This window comes from Streptomyces sp. NPDC048560 (assembly GCF_040650955.1).
Taxonomy (GTDB): Bacteria; Actinomycetota; Actinomycetes; order Streptomycetales; family Streptomycetaceae; genus Streptomyces.
In genome coordinates this window covers 95,580-116,059 of sequence record NZ_JBEZIJ010000012.1, presented here as the reverse complement: position 1 = coordinate 116,059, position 20,480 = coordinate 95,580, and the positions used below count along the sequence as shown (strand labels likewise).

The 20,480-nt window shown below is 69.6% G+C and carries 19 protein-coding genes and 1 pseudogene; 9 read left to right on the top strand and 11 right to left on the bottom strand.

The features are described from left to right. Nucleotides 1-13 precede the first annotated feature (13 nt). The 4 genes from AB0C82_RS29085 to AB0C82_RS29070 all read left to right on the top strand — a co-directional run bounded on the left by AB0C82_RS29085 (nt 14) and on the right by AB0C82_RS29070 (nt 3,278). A complete protein-coding gene (locus AB0C82_RS29085; RefSeq protein WP_362847499.1) occupies nt 14-952 on the top strand; it encodes a PDR/VanB family oxidoreductase in 939 nt (312 codons plus the stop codon). A gap of 25 nt (nt 953-977) precedes the next feature. Continuing rightward, on the top strand, nt 978-1,208 hold the full coding sequence (locus tag AB0C82_RS29080) for a recombinase-like helix-turn-helix domain-containing protein (protein WP_362847960.1): 231 nt from the start codon (nt 978-980) through the stop codon (nt 1,206-1,208). A 2-nt stretch (nt 1,209-1,210) separates the two neighbouring features. Then, the gene (locus AB0C82_RS29075) at nt 1,211-2,227 is read left to right on the top strand and encodes an aromatic ring-hydroxylating dioxygenase subunit alpha (protein WP_362847496.1); all 1,017 of its coding nucleotides are present in this window, start codon (nt 1,211-1,213) and stop codon (nt 2,225-2,227) included. A 202-nt stretch (nt 2,228-2,429) separates the two neighbouring features. Continuing rightward, nucleotides 2,430-3,278, top strand: coding sequence for an aminoglycoside phosphotransferase (locus AB0C82_RS29070; protein ID WP_362847493.1), 849 nt, complete (start codon nt 2,430-2,432; stop codon nt 3,276-3,278). A gap of 56 nt (nt 3,279-3,334) precedes the next feature. Here the strand turns inward: AB0C82_RS29070 and AB0C82_RS29065 are convergent, their stop codons facing one another. The 3 genes from AB0C82_RS29065 to AB0C82_RS29055 form a co-directional block, all read right to left on the bottom strand. Continuing rightward, the gene (locus AB0C82_RS29065; RefSeq protein ID WP_362847958.1) at nt 3,335-4,480 is read right to left on the bottom strand and encodes an MFS transporter; all 1,146 of its coding nucleotides are present in this window, start codon (nt 4,478-4,480) and stop codon (nt 3,335-3,337) included. A gap of 38 nt (nt 4,481-4,518) precedes the next feature. Beyond that, the gene (locus tag AB0C82_RS29060) at nt 4,519-5,085 is read right to left on the bottom strand and encodes a Chromate resistance protein ChrB (protein ID WP_362847491.1); all 567 of its coding nucleotides are present in this window, start codon (nt 5,083-5,085) and stop codon (nt 4,519-4,521) included. A 95-nt stretch (nt 5,086-5,180) separates the two neighbouring features. Then, nucleotides 5,181-6,008 carry a GntR family transcriptional regulator gene (locus AB0C82_RS29055; RefSeq protein WP_362847488.1) on the bottom strand — a complete coding sequence of 276 codons (828 nt, stop codon included), beginning with the start codon at nt 6,006-6,008 and terminating at the stop codon, nt 5,181-5,183. 639 nt (nt 6,009-6,647) lie between these two features. Here AB0C82_RS29055 and AB0C82_RS29050 point away from each other — a divergent pair. The 3 genes from AB0C82_RS29050 (at nt 6,648) to AB0C82_RS29040 (ending at nt 11,906) form a co-directional block, all read left to right on the top strand. Then, nucleotides 6,648-8,078: a cellulose binding domain-containing protein gene (locus AB0C82_RS29050; RefSeq protein WP_362847485.1), complete on the top strand. Its 1,431-nt coding sequence runs from the start codon at nt 6,648-6,650 to the stop codon at nt 8,076-8,078. Between the two features lie 166 nt (nt 8,079-8,244). Next, entirely contained in the window at nt 8,245-8,874 is a 630-nt protein-coding gene (locus AB0C82_RS29045; protein ID WP_362847482.1) for a hypothetical protein, read from the top strand. A 104-nt stretch (nt 8,875-8,978) separates the two neighbouring features. After that, nucleotides 8,979-11,906, top strand: a complete 2,928-nt coding sequence (locus AB0C82_RS29040) for an AAA family ATPase (protein WP_362847479.1) — start codon at nt 8,979-8,981, stop codon at nt 11,904-11,906. A gap of 256 nt (nt 11,907-12,162) precedes the next feature. Here the strand turns inward: AB0C82_RS29040 and AB0C82_RS29035 are convergent, their stop codons facing one another. The 5 genes and pseudogenes from AB0C82_RS29035 to AB0C82_RS29015 form a co-directional block, all read right to left on the bottom strand. Beyond that, on the bottom strand, nt 12,163-12,801 hold the full coding sequence (locus tag AB0C82_RS29035) for an SMI1/KNR4 family protein (protein ID WP_362847476.1): 639 nt from the start codon (nt 12,799-12,801) through the stop codon (nt 12,163-12,165). 170 nt (nt 12,802-12,971) lie between these two features. After that, nucleotides 12,972-13,076: pseudogene (locus AB0C82_RS29030) on the bottom strand (VOC family protein); the annotation flags it as partial. Between the two features lie 127 nt (nt 13,077-13,203). Beyond that, nucleotides 13,204-13,503: a hypothetical protein gene (locus AB0C82_RS29025; protein WP_362847474.1), complete on the bottom strand. Its 300-nt coding sequence runs from the start codon at nt 13,501-13,503 to the stop codon at nt 13,204-13,206. A gap of 186 nt (nt 13,504-13,689) precedes the next feature. Continuing rightward, the gene (locus AB0C82_RS29020) at nt 13,690-15,234 is read right to left on the bottom strand and encodes a hypothetical protein (protein WP_362847471.1); all 1,545 of its coding nucleotides are present in this window, start codon (nt 15,232-15,234) and stop codon (nt 13,690-13,692) included. 61 nt (nt 15,235-15,295) lie between these two features. Then, on the bottom strand, nt 15,296-15,436 hold the full coding sequence (locus tag AB0C82_RS29015) for a hypothetical protein (protein WP_362847468.1): 141 nt from the start codon (nt 15,434-15,436) through the stop codon (nt 15,296-15,298). Nucleotides 15,437-15,842: 406 nt separating this feature from the next. Between AB0C82_RS29015 and AB0C82_RS29010 the strand changes: the two genes are divergently transcribed. Together AB0C82_RS29010 and AB0C82_RS29005 are read left to right on the top strand one after the other, a co-directional pair. After that, nucleotides 15,843-16,121, top strand: a complete 279-nt coding sequence (locus AB0C82_RS29010) for a hypothetical protein (protein WP_362847465.1) — start codon at nt 15,843-15,845, stop codon at nt 16,119-16,121. A 209-nt stretch (nt 16,122-16,330) separates the two neighbouring features. Then, entirely contained in the window at nt 16,331-16,813 is a 483-nt protein-coding gene (locus tag AB0C82_RS29005; RefSeq protein ID WP_362847462.1) for a hypothetical protein, read from the top strand. Between the two features lie 127 nt (nt 16,814-16,940). On the opposite strand, the gene AB0C82_RS29000 is transcribed toward AB0C82_RS29005, so the two are convergent. From AB0C82_RS29000 to AB0C82_RS28990, 3 genes are all read right to left on the bottom strand, one after another. Continuing rightward, entirely contained in the window at nt 16,941-17,831 is an 891-nt protein-coding gene (locus AB0C82_RS29000; RefSeq protein ID WP_362847459.1) for a hypothetical protein, read from the bottom strand. Nucleotides 17,832-18,107: 276 nt separating this feature from the next. Beyond that, entirely contained in the window at nt 18,108-18,989 is an 882-nt protein-coding gene (locus AB0C82_RS28995; RefSeq protein WP_362847456.1) for a hypothetical protein, read from the bottom strand. Nucleotides 18,990-19,706: 717 nt separating this feature from the next. Next, nucleotides 19,707-20,471, bottom strand: coding sequence for an SDR family oxidoreductase (locus tag AB0C82_RS28990; protein WP_362847454.1), 765 nt, complete (start codon nt 20,469-20,471; stop codon nt 19,707-19,709). Nucleotides 20,472-20,480: the final 9 nt, after the last annotated feature.

Genomic DNA, 20,480 nt, shown 5'->3' with positions numbered 1-20,480 from the left:
GAGGCAACAGGCCATGAGCGAGCATTCGCTGCGGCTGATCGTCCGTCGTATGACCTGGGAGGCCGAGGGCGTCCTGTCCGTCGAGCTGGTTCATCCCGACGGCAAACCCCTGCCCGCCTGGACGCCCGGCGCGCACCTCGACGTCCATGTCGGCGGCCAGATCCGCCAGTACAGCCTGTGCGGTGATCCGCACGACTGCGACGTCTACCGCATCGGCGTCCTGAACGAACCCGCTTCGCGCGGCGGTTCGCGCTACGTCCACACCCAGCTGCGCCCCGGCCAGCAGGTGACCGTCTCCGAACCCCGTAACCACTTCGCACTGGAGGACGCCGAGGGTTACGTGTTCGTCGCCGGCGGCATCGGGATCACCCCGCTGCTGGCCATGGCCCGGGAGGCGGCCCGCAGGGGCGACCCGTGGCGGATGGTCTACGGCGGCAGGAGCCGGGCCTCCATGGCGTTCGCCCAGGAACTCACGGCACTCGGCGGCGACGTCACGTTCGTCCCGCAGGACGAACGCGGCCACATCGACCTGGCCTCCGAACTCGCCGGGCTCCCCGCCGGCACGCTGGTGTACTCCTGCGGCCCCGAACCGCTGCTCACCGCCGTCGAGGCGCGCTGCCCGGGGGACCGCCTGCGCCTGGAGCGGTTCGCCGCGCCCGTCGTGGAACGGACCGGTGACGACGAGGCGTTCGAGGTGGAGTTCCGCAGCTCAGGAGTGACCCTCACCGTGGACGCCGGCACCTCCATCCTCGACGCGGCGGAAGGCGCCGGGCTCACCGTGGCGAGCTCGTGCCGCGACGGGATCTGCGGCTCCTGCGAGACACGGGTCCTCGACGGCACCCCCGACCACCGCGACTTCCTCCTCAGCGACGCCGAACGTGCGGCGGGCGCCACGATGATGATCTGCGTCTCGCGGTGCGCCTCCCGCAGCCGGCTCGTCCTCGACCTGTGACCTTTCGACCGCACTCCCAGGAGGCATCACCGTGACCGACACCTGGCCCCGCCTGGACATCCACCAGTCCCGCACCCATGAGCCGACCCCGTACGAACGCAAACTCGCCGCGACCCTGGAAGACGTGTTCACCCACGAGGGCCACGAACTCGCCGATGTGGTACTCGGCCTGAACAACCGTCAGGTACACGCTCCTGACGGCGCCCCGTGGACCGAGAAGTCCTTCCGTGCCGAGATGAACCGACTGGGAGCCTGACCATGACGCTGTCGTCCTCCGCCACCGCGGACCACATCTACGCCACCGGACTGCGCAACCAGTGGCACGCGGTCGTCCCCTCGCACTTCGTGGCTCCCGGTGCGATGCGCAAGGTGACCGCGCTCGGCGAGCAGTGGCTGCTCTTCCGCCGTTCCGACGGCGTCCTGTCCATGCTGGCCGACCGCTGCCCGCACCGCGGCGCGCCGCTGTCGCTCGGAAAACACCTCGGCGACCGCGTCGCCTGCTGGTACCACGGCGTGGAGGTCCAGTCCGACGGAACGGTTTCCTCCGTCCCGGGCCTGCCCGGCTGCAGCCTGGAGGGCAAGAAGCTCGTCACCTCGCTGCCGGTCCGCGAGGTCGCCGGGGCGGTCCTCGCGTACTTCGGGGACGAGGAACACCCCGAGCCTCCGGAACTGACCCTCCCGGAGCCGCTGACGGACCCGGAGGTGGACGCGTTCCTGTGCTACGCCGAGTGGAACACCCCCTGGCGCTACGCCGTCGAGAACCTGCTCGACCCGATGCACGGAGCCTTCCTCCACCACGACTCGCACACGATGGCCGACGGCGACACGACGGCGAAGTTCCGCATCCGGGAGACCGGCCGGGGCTACTTCTTCGAGAAGACGGATCAGCGCGGAGTCAACTTCGACTGGGTGGAACTGTGCCGCACCGGCGTGGACTGGGTGGACCTCTCCATCCCGTACCCGCCGTCGGCGGGCCCCGGCGGCCCGTTCGGCATCGTGGGGATGGTCTGCCCGGTGGACGAGCAGCGCTGCGGCGTCTTCTTCTGGCGCTACCGCAGGGTCCAGGACTGGCAGCGGGACTCCTGGCGCTTCCTGTACCGGACGCTGATCGAGGAGCGCCACTGGGACGTCCTGGAGCAGGACCGCGTGATGCTGGAGGCGATGCCGGCCGATGCGGACCAGCGGGAGAACCTCTACCAGCACGACCTCGGCGTGGTGAGGCTGCGCCGCCTCTACCGTGCGGCGGCCGATGCCCAGTCCTCGGCGGGCGCCTGAGGTTGTCGGCGGGGGCCGTTGCTTTCGCCGACGCATCGCGGCCCGCCGCCGACGCCCGACGTAGTCGCGGCCCGGATACGCCCTTCCCGTCACCTGTACGTGTCCGCACGTCACCCGACCGGGTTCTGTGGGCGCCCGTGAAGGCCGGCGCCGGGCGAAATGAAGATGCGCTCGGCCGGGTCGTGTCGGCAGGATGCCTGGCGTGACCGAGCTGCCGAGCGATGCCGTCCCGCCCCGTTACGTCCTCGACGCCTTCGGCGTGAAGGGCACTCCTGTCCCGTTGGCCGGCGGGCAGGGGCGGAGCGCTCTCGTCGGTGGGTTCGTGTTCAAGCCTGCCGAGGGAGCTGAGGAAGAGGCCGAATGGGCCGCATCCCTCTTCGAGGAACTGGCGCCAGGCAGTGGCTTCCGCGTCCCGCTGCCACTGAGGGCCGCTGACGGGCGATCGCTCGTGGACGGCTGGACCGCCGGCGAGTTCCTGACCGGTGAGCCTGGCCCGCAGGGGCACTGGACCGGTGTGCTCGGAGCCGGCCGCGCGTTCCACGCTGCCCTGCGACAGGCGCCCCGGCCCGACTTTCTTGCTCGCCGTACGCACCCCTGGGCTGTGGCCGACCGGGTCGCGTGGGGCGAGCAGGACATCGAGGTGATCGATGACCTCTCCGCACCGTTCTCGGCCCTGCTGGAGCTGAGGCGCCCGGTGAAGCAGGACACGGCCCAGCTCATCCACGGAGATCTCACGGGCAATGTGCTCTTCGCCGCGGAGGAAGCACCTGCTGTGATCGATTTTTCGCCCTACTGGCGGCCTCCGGTGTTCGCCGAGGCCATCGTGCTCGCAGACGGCCTGTTGTGGTTCGATCTTCCGCCGGACCTGCTGTCGACCGGTGGCAGCGGCGAACCCGACTGGCACCAGATGCTGATTCGCGCCCTGATCTTCCGGCTGGTCGCGCAGAGTCAGATCGCAGAGCTGTCGGGGCGGGCGCAGACCGGTGAGCCGGAGCGGTATATGAGGGCGACCGACGTAGTGGTGCGGAAGTCGGCGGAGCTGCAGGGGTAACCGACTCCGGGTGGTCACCAGCTGTCCGCCGGTCGTGCTGTGCGCTACGGCCCTGATCAACGCGGCGTTTGCTCGGCGCGCGGGCGGACCGCGAGTGCGACCAGTGGGCCCGCGGCCAGGAGCACGGCGAGAACGGCGTATCCGGTGGTGAGGGTTGCGACGGTGGCGACGCCTGCGACGAGGAGGGGGCCGCCCGCGTCGCCGAGCTCGCGACCGAGTTCGGCCGAGCCCATGGTCTGGCCCATCCGCTCTTCGGGGGTGGAGGCTGCGAGAGCGGCGAAGCCGAGCGGGGTGATGAGTCCGGTGCCGGTGCCGATGAGGGCGGCGGCCAGCAGGACCCCGGTCAGGCCGGGGAGCATCGCGGCAGCGAGCCCCGCGGCGGTGACGAGCAGTCCGGTGAGCAAGCCGGTGCGGGTGGTGAGGCGTCCGGCGTCCAGGGCGCGCCCGGCCTTGGGCTGGACGAAGGCGGCGGTGGCGGCGAGGACGGAGACGGCGGCGCCGGTGGCCACGGTGCCCAGCCCGGCCGCGGCTCCGGAGACGGGCAGGAAGCCGACGCCGACGGACAGCGCGGCCGTTGCGGCGGCGAGAGCGGCGGTCGGGGCGAGGAAGGACCCATCGGCCAGGCGGCGGGCGAGGTCGGCGACGGTCTGCCGCTTGCGGGGCAGCGGTTCCACGACGGGCACGGCGAGAGCCGCCCACACCGCGACGGCCACCGCACTCAGGGCCATGACCGTGAACAGCAGCCGCAGGCCCCCCACCCAGACCAGGACGCCGCCGAGCAGGGGGCCGAGGGTGTAGCCGATTGACTTGTAGAAGCCGTAACTGCCGAACGCGCGGCCCCGCTTGGCGGCCGGGTTGAGGCGGGCGACGAGTGCGGAGGCCGAGGGGGAGAAGGCTGAGGCGGCGGCGCCCTGGCCGAGGCGGGCCGCCCAGAGCCAGCCAGGGCTGTCGGCGATCGCGTACAGCGCGGAGGCGGCCGCGAAGGCGATCAGGCCGCCGAGGAGCACCGGCTTGCCGCCGATCCGGTCCGCGAGCGAGCCGAACACGGGCTTGAGCAGTACCTCGGCGCCGTCGTACAGAGCGAGCAGCCCACCGAGGACGAGGAGGGATGTGACAGCGTCCTCGGAGAAGCCGCCGAGGTTGGCGGCGATGCCGTGGGCGCCGAACGCGGTGGTGAACCCGGCCGCGTACAGCGGCAGCATGGCCGATCTCGGGGCGGCCGCGACTATGGGCCGAGGGGTCACGATGCGTCCTCGTCGGTGGAGTGCAGCGCGGCGAAGACGCGCTCGGAGTAGTCCTCGCAGGCGTCTGTGCACTGCCTGAGCCGCTCCGCCGCCTCGACGGCTTCGGGTGCGCCGAACACGTCCCGGGCGGTCAGGTCCCGGTGCCAGCGGCGCAGCCGCTCCAGGCTCTGTTCCTCCTCCTCCAGCTCGGCGAGCGTGAACTTGGCGATCCGGATCTCCTTGGCGATCTCGGCCTCGAACTTGCCGCAGTCCGCGAGGAACTCCGTCCAGTCGGCGGAGCGGGCGGCGGTGAACATGTCCTGGAAGCGGGCCGCGTCCTCGTCAGTACGGCCGGAGGCCTGGAGCGTCGTGCCCTGGCCGCCCGCGACGGAGGTGAGTTCGAGGGCCCGCCGGACGCCGTCGGCGAAGACCGGCACCTCCGGCACAGCCCAGATGCCCTGCCCGAGCGATAGCGCACCGATCTTGCGCAGCTCACGCCACACCGCGACGCGGTGCCGTGAGGGGTCGGCAGGCAGCTTGATCACGAGAATCAGCCACCGCGCATGGCCTTCAGCAGTCGTCACGTCAGGGAATGTAGCAGGCGTTACAAACCCAGCGGATCCCAGGTCTCAGCAGGGCCGACGATTCGACCCCCGAGCAACGAACGTGGATCGGCTACTCAGCGCGCGTCCCCTGTCGTCGACGACGTGATGATGTCCCCGTGCGCGTAGTCGCCCGGAGGGATTCCTGGGTGGTGGCTCTCGGGGCGTGGGCGCGGAGCGGCGGCCCCCAGGGCGAGCCGGGAGACGATGCGGTAGCGATCGCCGCGGTAGACGGAGTGCACGTACTCCACGGGGTTGCCCGCGGTGTCGGTGGTGAGGCGTTCGATCAGCAGGGCGGGTGAGAGGACGGGCACGTCGAGCACGCCGGCTTCCGCCTCGTTGACGACGGTCGGCTCGATCGACTGCACCGCGTGGTCGACGTGGACCTGGTGGTGCTCGCGCAGATGGTCGTACAGGTCTCCCGCTTCCAGTTCCTGCGGACGGAGGGAGGGGACCAGGTCGGCAGGGATGTGGAGGTGCTCGATCGCGATCGGTGACCCGTCGACCAGTCGCAGCCGCGCGATGTAGACCACTTCCGCAGCAGGGGAGATGCGCAGTTTACGCCCGATACGGGCGCCCGCGCGGATGGTGTCGAGTCGCAGCAGCCTGCTGGACCAGGTGCCGCCTGCGCGGGGTACGGCGAACGCCGCGTCGTCGGAAACGAGTTCCTGGGTGATCTTGGCGGGTGCGACGAACATGCCGCGGCCATGCTCGCGTACGAGCTGCCCCGTGGCGACGAGTTCGTCGACGGCGGCACGCAGGGTAGGGCGGGAGACGCCCAGTTCGGCGCAGAGCGTGCGTTCCGAAGGGATGGCGTCGCCGTGCCGGCGGACCTCGATCAGGCCGAGGAGGAACTCCCGGACCCGCTCACGCTTGAGTACGGCACCTGAGGAGCTGCTGTCCATGGCTCCTGCCTTTCTCCCTCGTCACCCACAACTGGTCAAGTGGTAAAGGGCAGTTTAGGCGCACTCCGCGCCGTAGCCTACTGAAAAACCCTTATTTCATTGGGGGTTGACGCCCACATTGGTCTATGCCACCTTCGAGCCACGTCGTTGTCCAGTTGCCCAACTGGTCAACTCCCTCTCGAGGTGACCCCAGTGAATATCCGCTTCACCCCCACTGCCGCGGCGTCGTCGGCCGCCTGCATGCTCACCGCCGGCGGTCCGTCGCCGTCCGGCTCCGAGCAGGCGTCCGGCCGCGAGGCACTCACTGTATGGATCACCGAGGACGCCCGGCCGGCGCACTGCACGCAGGGCGGCCGCGTCCTCGATCTGCGTGCCGAGGCCCACGGTAGAGCCGCTCGCCCACCCGTACGGCCCCGCCGGCCTTCCTGTGAAGCGATTCCTCCCGCCCGGTGCTCACCGCCGCCGCTCATGCCGAACACCAAGCCTCCTTCCGGCCGCGCGCACAGGCTGACCACCTGACGGACGGCCGGGCACGGCCCGGTCACCAGGCGCGGCTGCACCCCCACAGAACCCGGCTCGACGCTCTCGGAGTGCCGAGTCGTCCCCCTCCGCGATCCTTCATCCTGAGAGGACCACCAGATGACCACCCCCCGCACGAGCGCGAGAACACGCAACCCACGGATCCGTGCGGCCCTGGCCGCCGCCCTCGTGGCCGGCCTCGGCTGTGCCACCCTGTCGGCAGCGCCCGCTGTCGCCGCCGGCGAGTCCCTGGCGGTCCAGTACCGCCAGAGCGCCTCCGGCAGTGACCAGGTCGAACCCTGGTTCAAGGCCGTCAACACCGGCAGCGCTCCGGTCTCCCTCAGCCAGGTCAAGATCCGGTATTACTTCAAGGCCGACGCGGGCGCCTCGTACACCTTCGCTTGTTCCTGGGCGGTCAAGGGCTGTGCCAACATCACGGGCACCTTCGGCACTCTCGCCCAGCCGACCGCAACCGCGGACCGCTACCTGGAGATCGGCTTCACCGCCGGCGCCGGCAGTCTCGCACCGGGTGCTGACACCGGCGACATGCAGTTGCGCTTCCACCGCTCCAACTGGCAGCCGCTCAACCAGAACGACGACTACTCCTTCGGCCCGTCCCAGACGGCGTACGGCAACTGGTCCAAGGTGACCGCGAGTGTCGGCGGTACGCCGGTATGGGGAACGGCGCCCGCGGGCAACGACCCGGGGCCGGGCCCCGACCCGACCGATCCGCCGACCGGCGGCGCCACTCTCTTCGACGACTTCAACTACACCTCGCACACCGATCCGGCGATAGGCGCCCACGGCTGGAGCGTCCGGTCCAACGCGGGAGGGCCAGGAGTGCCGGGAGCGACCTGGGCGCCGCAGAACGTCACCTTCGCCAAGGAGGGGACAAACTCGATCATGAACCTGGAGACCTCGTCCGCCGGCACACCCGAGTCGACGAAGCACACCGAAGTCCTCACCAAGGCGACGAAGTTCAAGAACGGCACCTACGCGGCCCGGGTGCGGTTCTCCGACGCGCCGAAGTCGGGTCCCGACGGCGACCGTATCGTGCAGACGTTCTTCACGATCAACGACCTCAAGGCCCCGATGGCGGACGACTACGCCGAGTACGACTTCGAGTACCTGCCCAACGGCGGCTGGGGCGAGCCGGCCAACATCCTGTACACCACCTCATGGGAGACCTACCGGCCCGACCCCTGGGAGGCCGTCAACCAGCACTCGGAGTCGCGTACCAGCTACGCCGGCTGGCACGACCTCGTCCTCACCATCGACAACAACAACATCACCTACTACGTCGACGGCCAGGAGTTCGGTCGCCACGACGCCCGCTACCTGCCCGAGCGGCCGATGTCCATCAACTTCAACCAGTGGCTCATCGACCTCGCGGGCCAGACCAGCACCACGTCGCGCGCCTACGACCAGAAGGTCGACTACGTGCTCCACATCAAGGACCAGATGCTGACCCCGGCCCAGGTCGCCACGAAGGTCGCCGCCTACAGGACCGCAGGCACGACCTTCGAGGACACGGTGCCCGCGAGTCAGTGACCACCCTGCGGTGGGCGGGCGCCACTTGCGCTCCCGCCCGCCGCACCCACGGAACCCGGGCGTCCGCCACGACGGCGCCGGTGCAGCGGCGGCTTGCCGGTTCTCCATGGGTATCCGCGGCACGTCAGGGAAACCACGGACGCGCGGCACCGTAAGGGGTGGGAGCGTGGTGGTCGGTTCCGGTGAGCCGTACCTGTCACGGGCGGTCTGCGTGATCGGCGGCCTGCAAGGGGAGGCAGGCGGTGTGGCGCAGAAGGCGGGGACATGGGAGCGGCGGGTGGGCCTGACCGGAGCAGTGGTCAGCCTCGCCGTCGCCGGGTGGCTGATATGGCTGCTTCCGGCACCCCATCTGGCGGCCGTCCTGGGCATCGGCCCCGTGGACGGCGCCCTGAGTATCACCCGTTGCTACGAGGCGACCGACCTGCAGGGCTATCCGGACGGCACCGACTGCACCGGCATGTACACGCCGCGTGCTGCGGGTGAACGCCGGCGTGAGATCACTCTGGACAAGGCCGCCAGGATGCACAGGCCCGGCAGCACCGTAGAGGTGCGGATGGTGAGAGGCAGAGCCCACGAACTGTCGGGCCACGCCCTGAGTACGTGGGTCACCGCCACCGGGCTCATGCTCGGACCGTTCCTCGCCCTCTCGTTGTCGTTCCGCGCCAGCGCGCGGGACGGCACGTGGAGCCACGACGGTGACTACGTCCTGGTCCTCATCGCCGCCGAGATGGCCGCCCTCGTCCTCGGAATCCTGGTCCGCGTCCTCGCCTGGATCGCTCTTGCCCTGTTCGGCTGAGATGGCTGATCGTTCCGTGCGGCCCCGCGTCCTCGGCGGAGAGGTTGGGCGCAGCGTGCGTACGGCTCCCGAACGACCGCCCGTCCAACGTGATAGACAATGCCGTGGAGTTCGGTAGAGACATCACACACGCGGGAGCACCGGAAGGCGCTGCCACCCATCACGACGGTGGGAGTCCTCTCGTCGGCCGCACGGCCGAACTGGGGCTGCTCGACACGGTGATCGACCGGCTGGGCCGTGGGGGCCCGCCCCTCGTCGACATCACCGGCGCGGCGGGGATCGGCAAGAGCAGGCTGATGGCGGAACTCTGCCTGCGCGCACGGCGTCGCGGCGTGACGGTGCTGCGCGGCCGGGCGGCGGAGTACGAGCGGCACCTCCCGTTCCATCCGTTCGCCGACGCGTTCGCCGATCTGGACGACCACCCGCCACATGCGGCACCGGACATGCTCGACGCGGTCTCCCGTATCCTCGGCGGCCGTGGTGCCGTGCCGTCCCCCGGAGCGGTGCCGGGCACCGCCGACCGCTTCGGGTTCCACCGCTCCCTGGCGGGGCTGTTGGCGCAGCTCGGCCGGGCGGGCGGCCTGGTGGTGGCGCTGGACGACGTGCACTGGGCGGACCCGGCGTCACTGGAGCTCCTGGACCATCTCGTCCGTCATCCCGTACCCGGCCCGGTCGTCCTCGTCGTCGCGCGGCGTGACCGCCAGACTCCGACCGCGCTCACCGCGGCGCTCACCCGCGGAGTCGATACCGAGGCGGTGCTCCGGATAGGACTGGCGCCTCTCGCGGAACAGGAGTGCGTCGAAGGACTGGCCCACGATCTGCCGCGCGCCCAGGCCGAGCAGCTCTATGCCGCAGGGGAGGGCAACCCCCTCTACTTCCTCTCCCTCCTGCACGCGCACCGCGAGGGCGCCGCGCGTCGCCGTACGTCCTCCTGGGCATCCGCCGGCGACGGTCTCGGCGAACTGCCCACCGGGTTGGGGGCGTTGCTGCTGAACGAGCTCACCCCGCTGACCCCTTCGCAGCACCGGACCCTGGAGGCGATCGCCGTGCTCGGCGATCACGCGGTGGCCTCGGTGATACGCAGGGCGACCGGCCGTACCGATGCCGAGCTCGACGACGATCTGGGCACCCTTGCGCGACGTGACCTCGTGCGGCTGGACCCGGGCGGCCGCATGGTGTTGCGCCACCCGGTGATCCGGACCCTGGTCCACGAGTCGACCGCCGCCCGGCGGCACGTCGAGATCCATCGCGCCGCCGCCGCAGAGCTGGCGCGCACCGGCGCACCGGCTGTCGAGCAGGCCCCGCACATCGAACGGTCGGTGACCACGTGGGACCCGCAGGCGTACGCCGTACTGAGGCAGGCGGCCGAGCAGACCGCGTCGACGGCTCCGACGATCTCCGCGCACTGGCTCCGGGCAGCACTCCGGCTGCTGCCCGACACGGTGGAACGCGGAGCCGAGCGACGTGATCTGATGCTGAGGCGCGCACGCGCACTCGGTGTCGCCGGCGGGCTGCGGGAGAGCCGCGACCTGCTGCACAAGGTGATCAGCACGGCCGGTCCCGACGAGACCGGCGTCAGGACGTCGGCTGTCGTGCAGTGCGCCCTGACGGAGCGGCACCTCGGAAGATATCCCGAGGCGATCGCGCTCCTGCGCCGCGAGCTGAACAGGCAGCCGGAACTGTCGGCGTCCGACAGGGTGTCGATCGGCCTCGAACTGAGCTCGTCGGCACCGCACAACGCCCCCTATCCGCAGATGCGGGGCGAGGTCGCGCGGACGCTCGCGGACGCCCGCGCGCTCGGCAACGAACTCGGCGAGGCGGGGGCACTGGCGGTCGCCGCGTTCGGCGAGGCGTACGAGGGCGGTGTGGCCGCGGCGAGCGCGTACGCCGCGCAGGCGGCCGGGATGCTGGACGGTCTGCCCGACGACGACCTCACGGCGCTGTGCGAACCGCTGGGCAGACTGGGCTGGGCGGAGGCGTTCCTCGGCCGCTTCACCGACGCCGAGCGCCACGCCGACCGGGGCCTCGGGATCGCCCGGCGCAGCGGCCAGGTCTACCTCCTGCCGCTCCTGCTGCTCTGCAAGGCCCACGTACGGATCCAGACCTGCCGGCTGCCGTCGGCCCTGGAACTGGCGGACGAGGCCGAGGACATCGCCCGCGGCATCGGCAGCAGCGAACTGCTCGCCTTCGTCCTGGCCAACAATGCACAGGTGCGCATCGCGGCGTCCGCACCCGGTGACGCGGAGGCCCTGGCGGCCGCCGAGGAGGCCGTAGCGTCCATGGGGGCGAGCGACAACTGGCGGGCTTCCATGGCCTGGTGCATGCTCGGCTACGCGGCGCTCACCGGCGGCGATCCGCACCGCGCCCTGGCGGCCCTCCTCCGGGCGGGCGGCGACGACCTGCGCGGCCTGCAGCCCTCGATGCGCCCCCTCCTGTCGGAACTTCTCGTCACGGCGGCCCTCGCCACAGGGAACGTCGACTCCGCCTCCGCATGGTCCGAGCGGGCCCGCAAGGAGGCGGAGCAGCTGGGCCTGCCCGTGCAGCGCGCCTCCGCGATGCGGAGCGCGGCACAGCTCGCACTGCACCACGACGACCACGCCAGGGCGGCCACGCTGCTCTCCGGGGCGGCGGCGGAATGCGCACGGTCCGGCGCGGTGTTCTGGGAGGCGCGGTCCCTGCTGCTCGCCGCCCCCGTGATGACGGCTGCCGGGTTCGGAGCGCGCGGGGCGGCCATGTGGGAGCAGGGCCACGGGCTGGCCACCGGCGGAGGCGCGGGCCTGCTGATCGGCCTGGCGGAGATGACGCGGCCGTCCGAACCCCGCACGTCCTCCACGGCCCCACCGTGGCTGGCCTCCTTGACAACACGTGAACGGGAGGTCGCCGAACTCGTGACGGAGGGCCTCACCAACCAGGCGATAGCCGCGAGGCTCTACCTCAGTCCCCGTACCGTCGAAACCCACGTCTCCCGGGTGTTTCGCAAGACCGGCGTGGCGACCCGGGCAGGCCTCGCCGCCCTCATGGCCCGTTCCTGACGTCGGGAAACTGCTTCCCTGCGGCCGCCCGCCTCCACCGAGGGGTCCGGGCTGCCGCAGCAGCGTTCCCGGGCGGGAGGAGCGAACGTTTCCGGCGGAGACCGGTCCGTCGCAGCGCGTCGGTCGCGTGCTCCACGGGAACAAGGGGGGGCTGATGGGATTGGCTCGGGACGGGGTTCCGCAGCGGGAGCTCGGCCGAGGCCGGCGGCTGAGCGTGTGAAGCACGTGGGCGAGGACGGCACGGCCATCCCCGCGCTCAGCGTCGGATCTCCCACTCAAGACAGTGGTGGCCCGACTCGTCCGCGTAGATCGCGGGCAGGTAGTACAGGAAAGGGCTGCTCGACTCCAGGGCATCAGCCAGGGCCCTGAAGAGCTCTGTCAGGCTCGTCGCCCACAGCGTTCCGTCCAGATCCCCCGATCCGATGCCCATTTCATACACGTGCCCGTATGTGGGTCCGGGGCGGTGGTCGACGAAGGCGACACCGCCGTCATTGGGAAGTGCGAAGGGCACACAGCGGTGCAGATTCACCGCCAGCGCTTCTTCCTCCCACAGATCGGCCTCGATGTTGTCCTCGCCGACGTCCACGAGGACGTCGTACATCATCACGAGGTCGTCCACCCCGGTCAGTCGGTGTCCCAAGGGCAGGAACGCGCCGATCGGCAGGACGGTGCGTGCACCCGGGTCGGCAGCCGGCTGAGCGGCTCCATCGTGCAGTTCCAGCAGCGCTTTCAGTTCCGGGTGCAGGGCGAAGCCAAGCCGTGACTCCAGTTCGGCGAGCCGCCACCGTTCCGTCGGCCTGCGTAGGGCGGCGTAATCCGCAGGTGAGTGGGACACGAGCCACGACTCGAAACGAGACCACTCACGACCGAACGCATCCACGTCTGTCTCTGTCATGCGCAGAAGATAGACGGTCACGCTGACAACGAGCTCGAGTGCCGTAATCAGGCGACGTCACGTGCGGCGATTACCGCCGAACCGGTACCTCTACGGACGATCCGCAGCAGCCGCATTCCCTCGTCGTCACGATCCCACGGACTCACACGCGTTCTGCCACCGCAGCAGAGTGCAGGTAGCCCCGGCTCGAAGCGATGTTCCCACTGCTTGGTGAAGCCCAGGCGCTCGTACCAACCCACCACCGCAGCGGCGTCCTCGACCCGAAGGATCGGAATGTCTGGCGCCGCCGCAGGTAGCGGCGGTTCTGACGTTCGACAAGCGCGCCTGCGTCTTTCACCGGACGGTGACCGCTGTATCGCTTCGGCTGTGGCTCCGCTCGGGACCCGTCAGCCCTCAGCCCTGTCAGGGGACGTCCTGGCCGATCGCCCGGATCACATCGGCAAGCCACACCAAGTGGTAACCCACGGCCCGGTCCTTGTCAGCAAGCAGATCCTCAAGATGCTGCCATGACTCCGAAAGCTGCCCGATTGTGAGGGCCTGCGGCTCGACGCCGACGTCGTAGAGCTCGTCGGCTGGGACAGACCAGAAGAGGTCTTCCTTGAGCGTCACCGTGGGTCCGGCCGACGCTTCAAGGTGCCGAAGCGCCACGTCCCAAGCACGACGAAGCTGATCGATCGGGATCTGCACGGGTTCGCCGGCCATGGCCGCCATTCTTACTCATTCACACCGGCAACGAACCGTCGGACACCTGCTGAACACAGCTGAGACCAGGCCGACATGGGCCGATTCCTCGGGTCGCATCGCATCGTGCCGTTCGGCGCCTGGCCGCTTGGCCCTTCACCAAGCCCCGCCGTCCGGCCGCGGCCTGAAGAGCCCACGCGCGGGTGCTCAGGGGTGGAGAATCGCCTCGCGCAGCGCTCGTGTCAGGGCGGGGGCGTATTGGTGATCGAGTCCCGTCCCGTTGAAGGTGACCGTGCCCGTGCTGCCCTTGTCAGCCCAGGAGCAGGCCACTCGCGAGCCGCCCGTGCCCCATCCCTCCTCGTACGGCACGCACCTCAGCCAGCCGCCCAGTCTGCCGGGATCGGCGTCCCAGGCGTCGGTACCGGGCCTCAGACCCATGGACCGAAGGCCCTCCTCGAAGAAGCGGACGGAGTCCGACGAGACGTCGTGGAAGTCGCCGGTCGCACCGATGACCAGGACCGCCCCCGCCTCCTCGGCGCTTCCGTAGAGATACGTGAACGGCTCGATCGCGCCGTCCGCGTTCTCCGTCTCCACCAGGGTGCTGATGTCTGCAGCGACCTGGCTGTCGGAGAGCAGATGTGTATCGCGGAAGGTGGTGGGTGCGGAGATCGTGTAGCGGGGATACGCGCGGTACTGGACGTAGGACCAACCCGCCGAGCCCACCACCGCGCCGACGACCAGCACGATCGCGGCCAGGGACACTGTCGTCTCGCGGCGTGACGGCGCCGGGACGGGAGGCAGCGGGGGCGTAGCGGCCTGCCCCGCCGCGATCGGGTCGGGAGGCGTAGCGGTTTCGGCGCGCAGGCGGGCGGCGTGCAGTACGAGGCGGAGCAGGCGGAACGGCAGCCACAGCACCAGACCGAGGAAGCCCGTCCACCACGGCAGGTGGAAGGCCGGCGGCGCGAGCACCAGTGCGCTCACACCCACCGATAGGGCGGACAGACCGGCCAGCGGCGCCCTCACCATGGCAGTGAAGAGCCCTCGACCGGGCGCGGCGAGCGCCGTCAGCGTCTCGGCGAGGATCGCGAGACGGACGTCGTGCGGGAATCGCTGGGCCTTCTCGCGGGCCAGGCGCGCGGCCTCGGCCCGGTCCGGGACTGCGGTGAGCGCCGCACGGGCGTCATGACTCTGGACCCGAACCGGCGACGGCGGCCTGGTGCCACCTCCGACGACGGTCCTGCCCCGGTTCGCGGCTGCGTGTTCGGCGCGCGTGGTCTGGGGGGAGTAGGGCGCGAGCTCGCGCAGACGGGCGGTGAGTTCCGGGCCGCGGCGGTGACGGGCCGGGCGGTCGAACGGGTCGCTGTTCAGGCAGAGCTCCGCGTGGGCGGCGAGCAGGTCCAAGTCGTCGGGAAAGAGGGCGAGGCCCCGGCGGAAAACCTCGTCGGCACGGTCATCGTGGTCGTCCTCGTTCTCGGCCGTGTGGGCCTGGCCGAGTACGGCGAAGAGCGCGGCGGCGGGGCCGTACACGTCGAGCGCCGACTGCGCGAGGGTCCGTGCGGCGGGGAGGTTCCGGGCGCGCAAGGCCGTGTGTGCCTCGCGCGCTGCTCCTGCCGCCGGAGACTCCTGGACCGGCGGGGATTCGGGCGCCCCGGGCACTGTTTCGGCTGATGTCGCGCGCGCCGGATCGATCTCTTCGGCCTTGCCCTGCATGAGTCCCCACCCCTGGAAGATCAGCCGAACGATTTCGGCCACGCGCCACTATCGCCTGCTGCCCGACACCGGTCAACGGGCGACGGCGGGGTGAAGCAGCAGCTCAGAGGCTTTCGGGGCCTTCGAGCCGGGTCAGCAGGCCGCCGAAGTGGGCAGCAGCCTCATCGCGGTTGTAGTGCTGCGGCCACTCCGGGTCATCGAGGTCTCGCAGCAGTGCCAACAGATCCGCCCGACTCAATGTCATGCTCCATCCTGCAACGACAGCCACATGCGGAGCGGTTCGGTGTCCCGCGGTGGGCGGACCTGGTTGTCGCTGTCGTCCAGACCGTGTACTGACTGCCTGCCTGCTCGCCTCCACCTTCTCGATGCTCGGTGGACCTGCGGTACCGGCTCTGGTCACACAGCGAACTTGGGGCTTGGATGGCAACCGTCGACGCAATTCGTACGGGAGAAGTTTGACAGTGCTGATCGTATTCAGATGCCGGTCGTGCAGTGCGCCCCTGTCGAATCCACTGGAGCAGTGTGATTGGAAGCCGCTGCCGCGGGTGAGGCGCAGGGAGCACTACACGTACGGCCCCTCGACGGTGAGGGTGGGTTCCTTCTCCTCGGACCCGGAACCATTCGGTCCCGCTGATGCGACTGCCACCTGGGTGATCAATCCGTTGGACGGTGTGCTGCTGCGGCCCCATGTGGACTCCTCCCGGCTCTACGGGTGTTGCAGACGCGACGGACTCAACGGCCCGAATCTGCTGTGCGGCCGGTGCGACAGCGAGGTCGGCATCGAGATCTCCGATTGCTGGACCGAGTACGACATCCGCCTGTCGCGCTCCGCGGTCTCCGAGAGCCCGCACGGTCGACCGACGGGTGTCGACGTCGGCACGCCGGAGGGACCCACTTCCGCAGAGACCGACGGCCTGCAGGGCCGATGATCCCGCTTCCCTACGGCACACACCGCTGTCATGCTGCAAGCCTTCGCCTGCCTCTCTCACCCCTCACCTGGCTTCCTCACTTCTCAATCGATCGAGTCCGCGCAGGCCCGCCGGCGCGCGGTCAACGCACCTCACCTCGTCGCCCCGGTCGGGTCGGCGCCCACTTCGAAACGCGGCCGGCTGATCGGGCGGCCCGAAAGGATTGCCGTATGACCGGCCCCGACCTCGATGAAGAGCCCCCCGAGCACCTTCGCTTCCGCCACTACCTGCGGGCCCTCGACGGCGTAGCGGAGGCGGACGAGGCCGATCTGGTGACCACCGTGCTACGCGACCCGGTCATGTCAATGGCGGAGTCTGCGGTCAACCACCACGTGGAACGCCGGGTTGCCCAACTGCTCACCGACCCGACGTTCACCGCCTGGGCCCAGATGATGGCCACCGTGGTCGCCGACCGATCGTTCCTCGTCCGCCGTCTGAACGAGTGGACGCTGCTCCGAGCGATCGCGTTGCGTGAGCCGTGGACCGCCGAGGACCTCACCGGTGCGTCCGACTGGTTCCAGCGCACAGCCACGACTGTCGAGATAGTCACCGCACCCGAGGTCTTCAGCCTGCTGGCCGAACGGGGACGAACCCGCCGTGTTCGCAACGCGGCGAGTCGGCGACTCCAACGGTCGGATCAACAGCCCAGCTGACTCGATCCACTGAGCTTGGCGAATGCTCCCCCCGGTGTTCGTTGCGTATGCGCCTGTTCTGAACCTTCCTGAGACAGCGGTCTCCACGCACCCACCTTCAGGTGAGGCGCCAAAAGCATCACGCTGGTCACACGTGAAGGTGCAAGTAGACCAGAAGGGTGTTGTCCGGTACGCCTTGCAGGTAACGCTGCACGGCGACGTTCGAACCTGGTGCGATGTCCTGTGCGTGCGGGCACACGGAGCGGCCGCCGCAGGCACTGTGGATCCCATCTTCGCCGTCCGCGTACCACCAGCCGTCCAGGGTGAGCACGTTGGGCAGGTTCGCTCCGTCGCACAGCGAGTGGTCGCGGACGAACTCCCCGCGGGCGAGACCACCGACGCTCACCAGGGGATCCCAGATGTCCAGGAAGCCGGGGCCGTAACGGTGGGCGCGGGCCCTGCTCTTGAGTTCGTCCAGCGCGGACAGGTAGGCGCCGATGAGGGGCTGCGCCTGGTAGCGCTCACAAGCCGGGGTGAATGGGTCAGGCCAACCCTCCATGCGGAACTGGAGAAAGGGCGGGACATTCATCTCCGCCTTGCTGCGTTGCAGGAACAGTTCGTACGAATGGGGCGTGGGATAGCGGCCGGACAGCTCCGCCCACAGCTCCCACGCCCGGCCGGCCAGGGCGACGGACTCCGAGTGGCTCGCGGTGAGGTCGAGCAGGCCTCGGGGTCCGCCGGCGCACATGCCGTGTTGGCTGGGCTCAGTTGTACCGTCATACCGCGGTCGGTCATGCAGAAGTCGCGGATCCTTTTCGAAGCCGGCGTGGACAGCGAAGCCGCCGCCCGAAGCGCCGCCGCAGATCCGGTAGTGGTCCCAGATGTCGAATTCCGCGCCGAGCCCCTTCTCCCGTTCGAACGGAGCCATCGCCTCCGCCACCGCCGCGTCCACCTGCCCAGCTGCCGAACCCGGCAGACATACCACTATTCTCATTCCGGCCATTGCGTGATCATGTCGCAGAGCTGCAAGCACCTCCATCCAGTTCTTCCCGCACGTCACAGCACGCGGAGAATGACCCTCTGACGGGAGGTCACCGCCGGACTGACCCTGCCAAGACGCTCAGGCGTCGTCGAGGGCCACGTCAACCGCAGGTGTGGCAGTGGCGCGCGGCGGGTGCGAACCCCTGGCCGTGCCGCCTCGCGTCATGTGGGCCGGGACCTGCCCACGCAGTCCGTGCTGCTGCGGGCGGTCTGTCACGTCTTCGACCTGCGGTAGCCCTGCGCGCCTGCTTGGAAGTCTCGACGGATCCTGCGTCTACTGCACGCCGGGCGTGAACTCGATGCGCACATGGTCGGCTTCCCGGATGACGTAGACATGATCGGTCTTTGCCCTCCATCCGATAGGCACGGCGTAGTAGCGCCCCTCGCGTGCCGTGATGAGCCGCAGGCCCGTGTAGCGGTAGCGAAGGTGGACGTTCTTGCCGAGGTCGTCGAAGTGGAGATCCGGTGATCGTGAGCGGAGACCGAGTCGCTGCGCGCTGTAGACCACCAGGCCCGTGCGCTTGACCACATCGCGGGCCTCGTTCTTGGCCGTCTGTTCGCCGAGCTGGCCTGCTGCCAGGGTGACAGCCCAGAGCAGGAACACTCCGGCGGCGAAGATCGGCACAGCTGTGTCCAACAGGCCCCTCGGCCGATCCACGTCAGTCGGACGTACTTCACCGAGCAGCAGACCGATGCCGATGAGAAGCGGGCCGACCCAGCGGTAGGGCAGCAACAGTTGCCATTGCCACCACAGGATGAGCAGGAGCAGGCCTGCGCCCACGACGACCAAGTAGTAGCGGGCCAGAGCCGACGTACCCAGCGACGTGCCGCGCACCAAACCGTTGGGTAGCGCTTGTCGCGGTCGGCGCCCGCTGATGGCAACCGCGATGAGCAGCACGACGGCGCCCACGAGGACCGGAAAGGTCATCAGTTGCAAGCTCTGCAGGACGAACTCAGCAAAGCCGAAGCCGAGAGAGAAGGGCGAAAGGTGGAAGTAGCCGTAATACGCGCTCGTGTAGATCACGCCGACGTAGAACATCAACGCGGCGATGAACGACGCCTGGGCAACCACGATATTGACCAGCGCGGTCGGCGACGCCGGGTCCGGGCCTGCCCGCTTGGCCCACCGCTCAAGGCGAGGCTCTGTTTCGCTCACGTGCCGTCCGGCGCGGGCTCTTGCTCGCGGTTCCCAGGAGTCGGGGAACAACCGGGAGCGCCGGGGCAAACGGGAGAAGGGGGTTCCGACGGAGCATCCGACGGAGCGATCTCGGGATCCGTCTTCTTCGACGGTCCGGTGTGCTTCGGAACAGGCCGATGCGGGGCGACCGACTCGCCCCCGTAGGAACGAGAACCGGCGGACGTCGAAGGTGTCGCGTTCGTCTGTGAACCGGTGGGGTCCGGAGTGGATGCCGTGGGGCTCGGGGACGAAGGAGTGGGGGATGCGTCGTCCTCGCCGGGGCCCCCTCCCGAACCGCAGGCTGCGACAAGCCCAAGGCCCGCCACGAACACGGCGACGCGAGCCAACCAACAGGCGCCATAACTCATGCGCGCTCTCCGTGTCCTCTGGTGTGACCGAAGGCGAACATAGCGCCGCTTCTGCTGGTCACTGGGACCTGAGGGCATGAGTGGGACCGCACCGCTCGATCGGAGCAACAGGAACCTGCCGTCAGGGAAAAGCAGCCTGGCGCGCAGCGACAGAAACTGAGGCGCCTCGCCCGACGCTCGCCGTCACTCGGCGTGCCGCTCCACAGAACCTGCGCCAGAACCTCAGCTCTGGAGGCGGCTGCCGACCATGGTGACGAGACGGGCACCGGTTCGGACAGCGCCGAGCGGGAATACCGGTGCGATGAGGCCGGTGCGTTGCCCTCGTCGGTCAAACGCGTGGGCCGAGAAACAGGCCTCCGCTCGCGTCGATGACCTGGCCTGTGACCCAGCGGGCGGCGTCGGACGCAAGGAAGGCGACCACGTCGGCGACATCGCCGGGCCCGCCCAGTCGGTCGAGTGCTGTCATGCCGGCGATCTGTTCGGCGAGGCCCGGCACGTCGAAGACGGCCTCGTTGGTCGGAGTCCTGGTTGCTCCGGGAGCGACCGCGTTCACCGTGATCCCTCGGGCTCCCAGCTGGTTGGCCAGAGTCCTGCTCATCGTCTCGACCGCAGCCTTCGTCATGGCGAAGGACGTCTGGGCCGGGTTGGCCATCCGGGTCGCCACCGACGAGATCGTGATGATCCGGCCGCCTTCCCGCATCAGGGGCAGTGCCTGTTCGATGATGAAGTAGGGGGCTCGCACGTTCACGGCGAACAGGTGGTCGAACTCTGCCCGTGTCGTCGCACCGAGCGGTCCGGCCGGTGCTGCCGCGGCATTGTTGACCACGATGTCGAGCGGTCGACCGGCCAAGCCGGCCTCTACGCCGGTGAAGAGCCTCTCGACGTCACCGTCCCTACCCAGTTCGGCCCCGACGGCGAAGGCGCTCCCGCCGGCGCGTTCGATCCTCTCGACCGTGGCCGCCGCCCCGCCCTCGTCCGTGCCGAAGTGCACGATGACCATGGCCCCTTCGGCCGCGAGCCGGGTCGCGATCGCCTGCCCGATGCCACGCGACGCACCCGTCACCAGCGCCGTCCTGCGAACCGAACCAGTCATGCCGTCCAC

Coding starts and splice junctions, on each gene's coding strand:
- AB0C82_RS29085 (WP_362847499.1), top strand. CDS start 14: ATGAGCGAGCATTCGCTGCGGCTGATCGTCCGTCGTATGACCTGGGAG.
- AB0C82_RS29075 (WP_362847496.1), top strand. CDS start 1,211: ATGACGCTGTCGTCCTCCGCCACCGCGGACCACATCTACGCCACCGGA.
- AB0C82_RS29065 (WP_362847958.1), bottom strand. CDS start 4,480: ATGCTGCCGCTGTACGCGGCCGGGTTCACCACCGCGTTCGGCGCCCAC.
- AB0C82_RS29055 (WP_362847488.1), bottom strand. CDS start 6,008: ATGGACAGCAGCTCCTCAGGTGCCGTACTCAAGCGTGAGCGGGTCCGG.
- AB0C82_RS29050 (WP_362847485.1), top strand. CDS start 6,648: ATGACCACCCCCCGCACGAGCGCGAGAACACGCAACCCACGGATCCGT.
- AB0C82_RS29035 (WP_362847476.1), bottom strand. CDS start 12,801: ATGACAGAGACAGACGTGGATGCGTTCGGTCGTGAGTGGTCTCGTTTC.
- AB0C82_RS29025 (WP_362847474.1), bottom strand. CDS start 13,503: ATGGCCGGCGAACCCGTGCAGATCCCGATCGATCAGCTTCGTCGTGCT.
- AB0C82_RS29015 (WP_362847468.1), bottom strand. CDS start 15,436: ATGACATTGAGTCGGGCGGATCTGTTGGCACTGCTGCGAGACCTCGAT.
- AB0C82_RS29005 (WP_362847462.1), top strand. CDS start 16,331: ATGACCGGCCCCGACCTCGATGAAGAGCCCCCCGAGCACCTTCGCTTC.
- AB0C82_RS29000 (WP_362847459.1), bottom strand. CDS start 17,831: ATGGAGGTGCTTGCAGCTCTGCGACATGATCACGCAATGGCCGGAATG.
- AB0C82_RS28990 (WP_362847454.1), bottom strand. CDS start 20,471: ATGACTGGTTCGGTTCGCAGGACGGCGCTGGTGACGGGTGCGTCGCGT.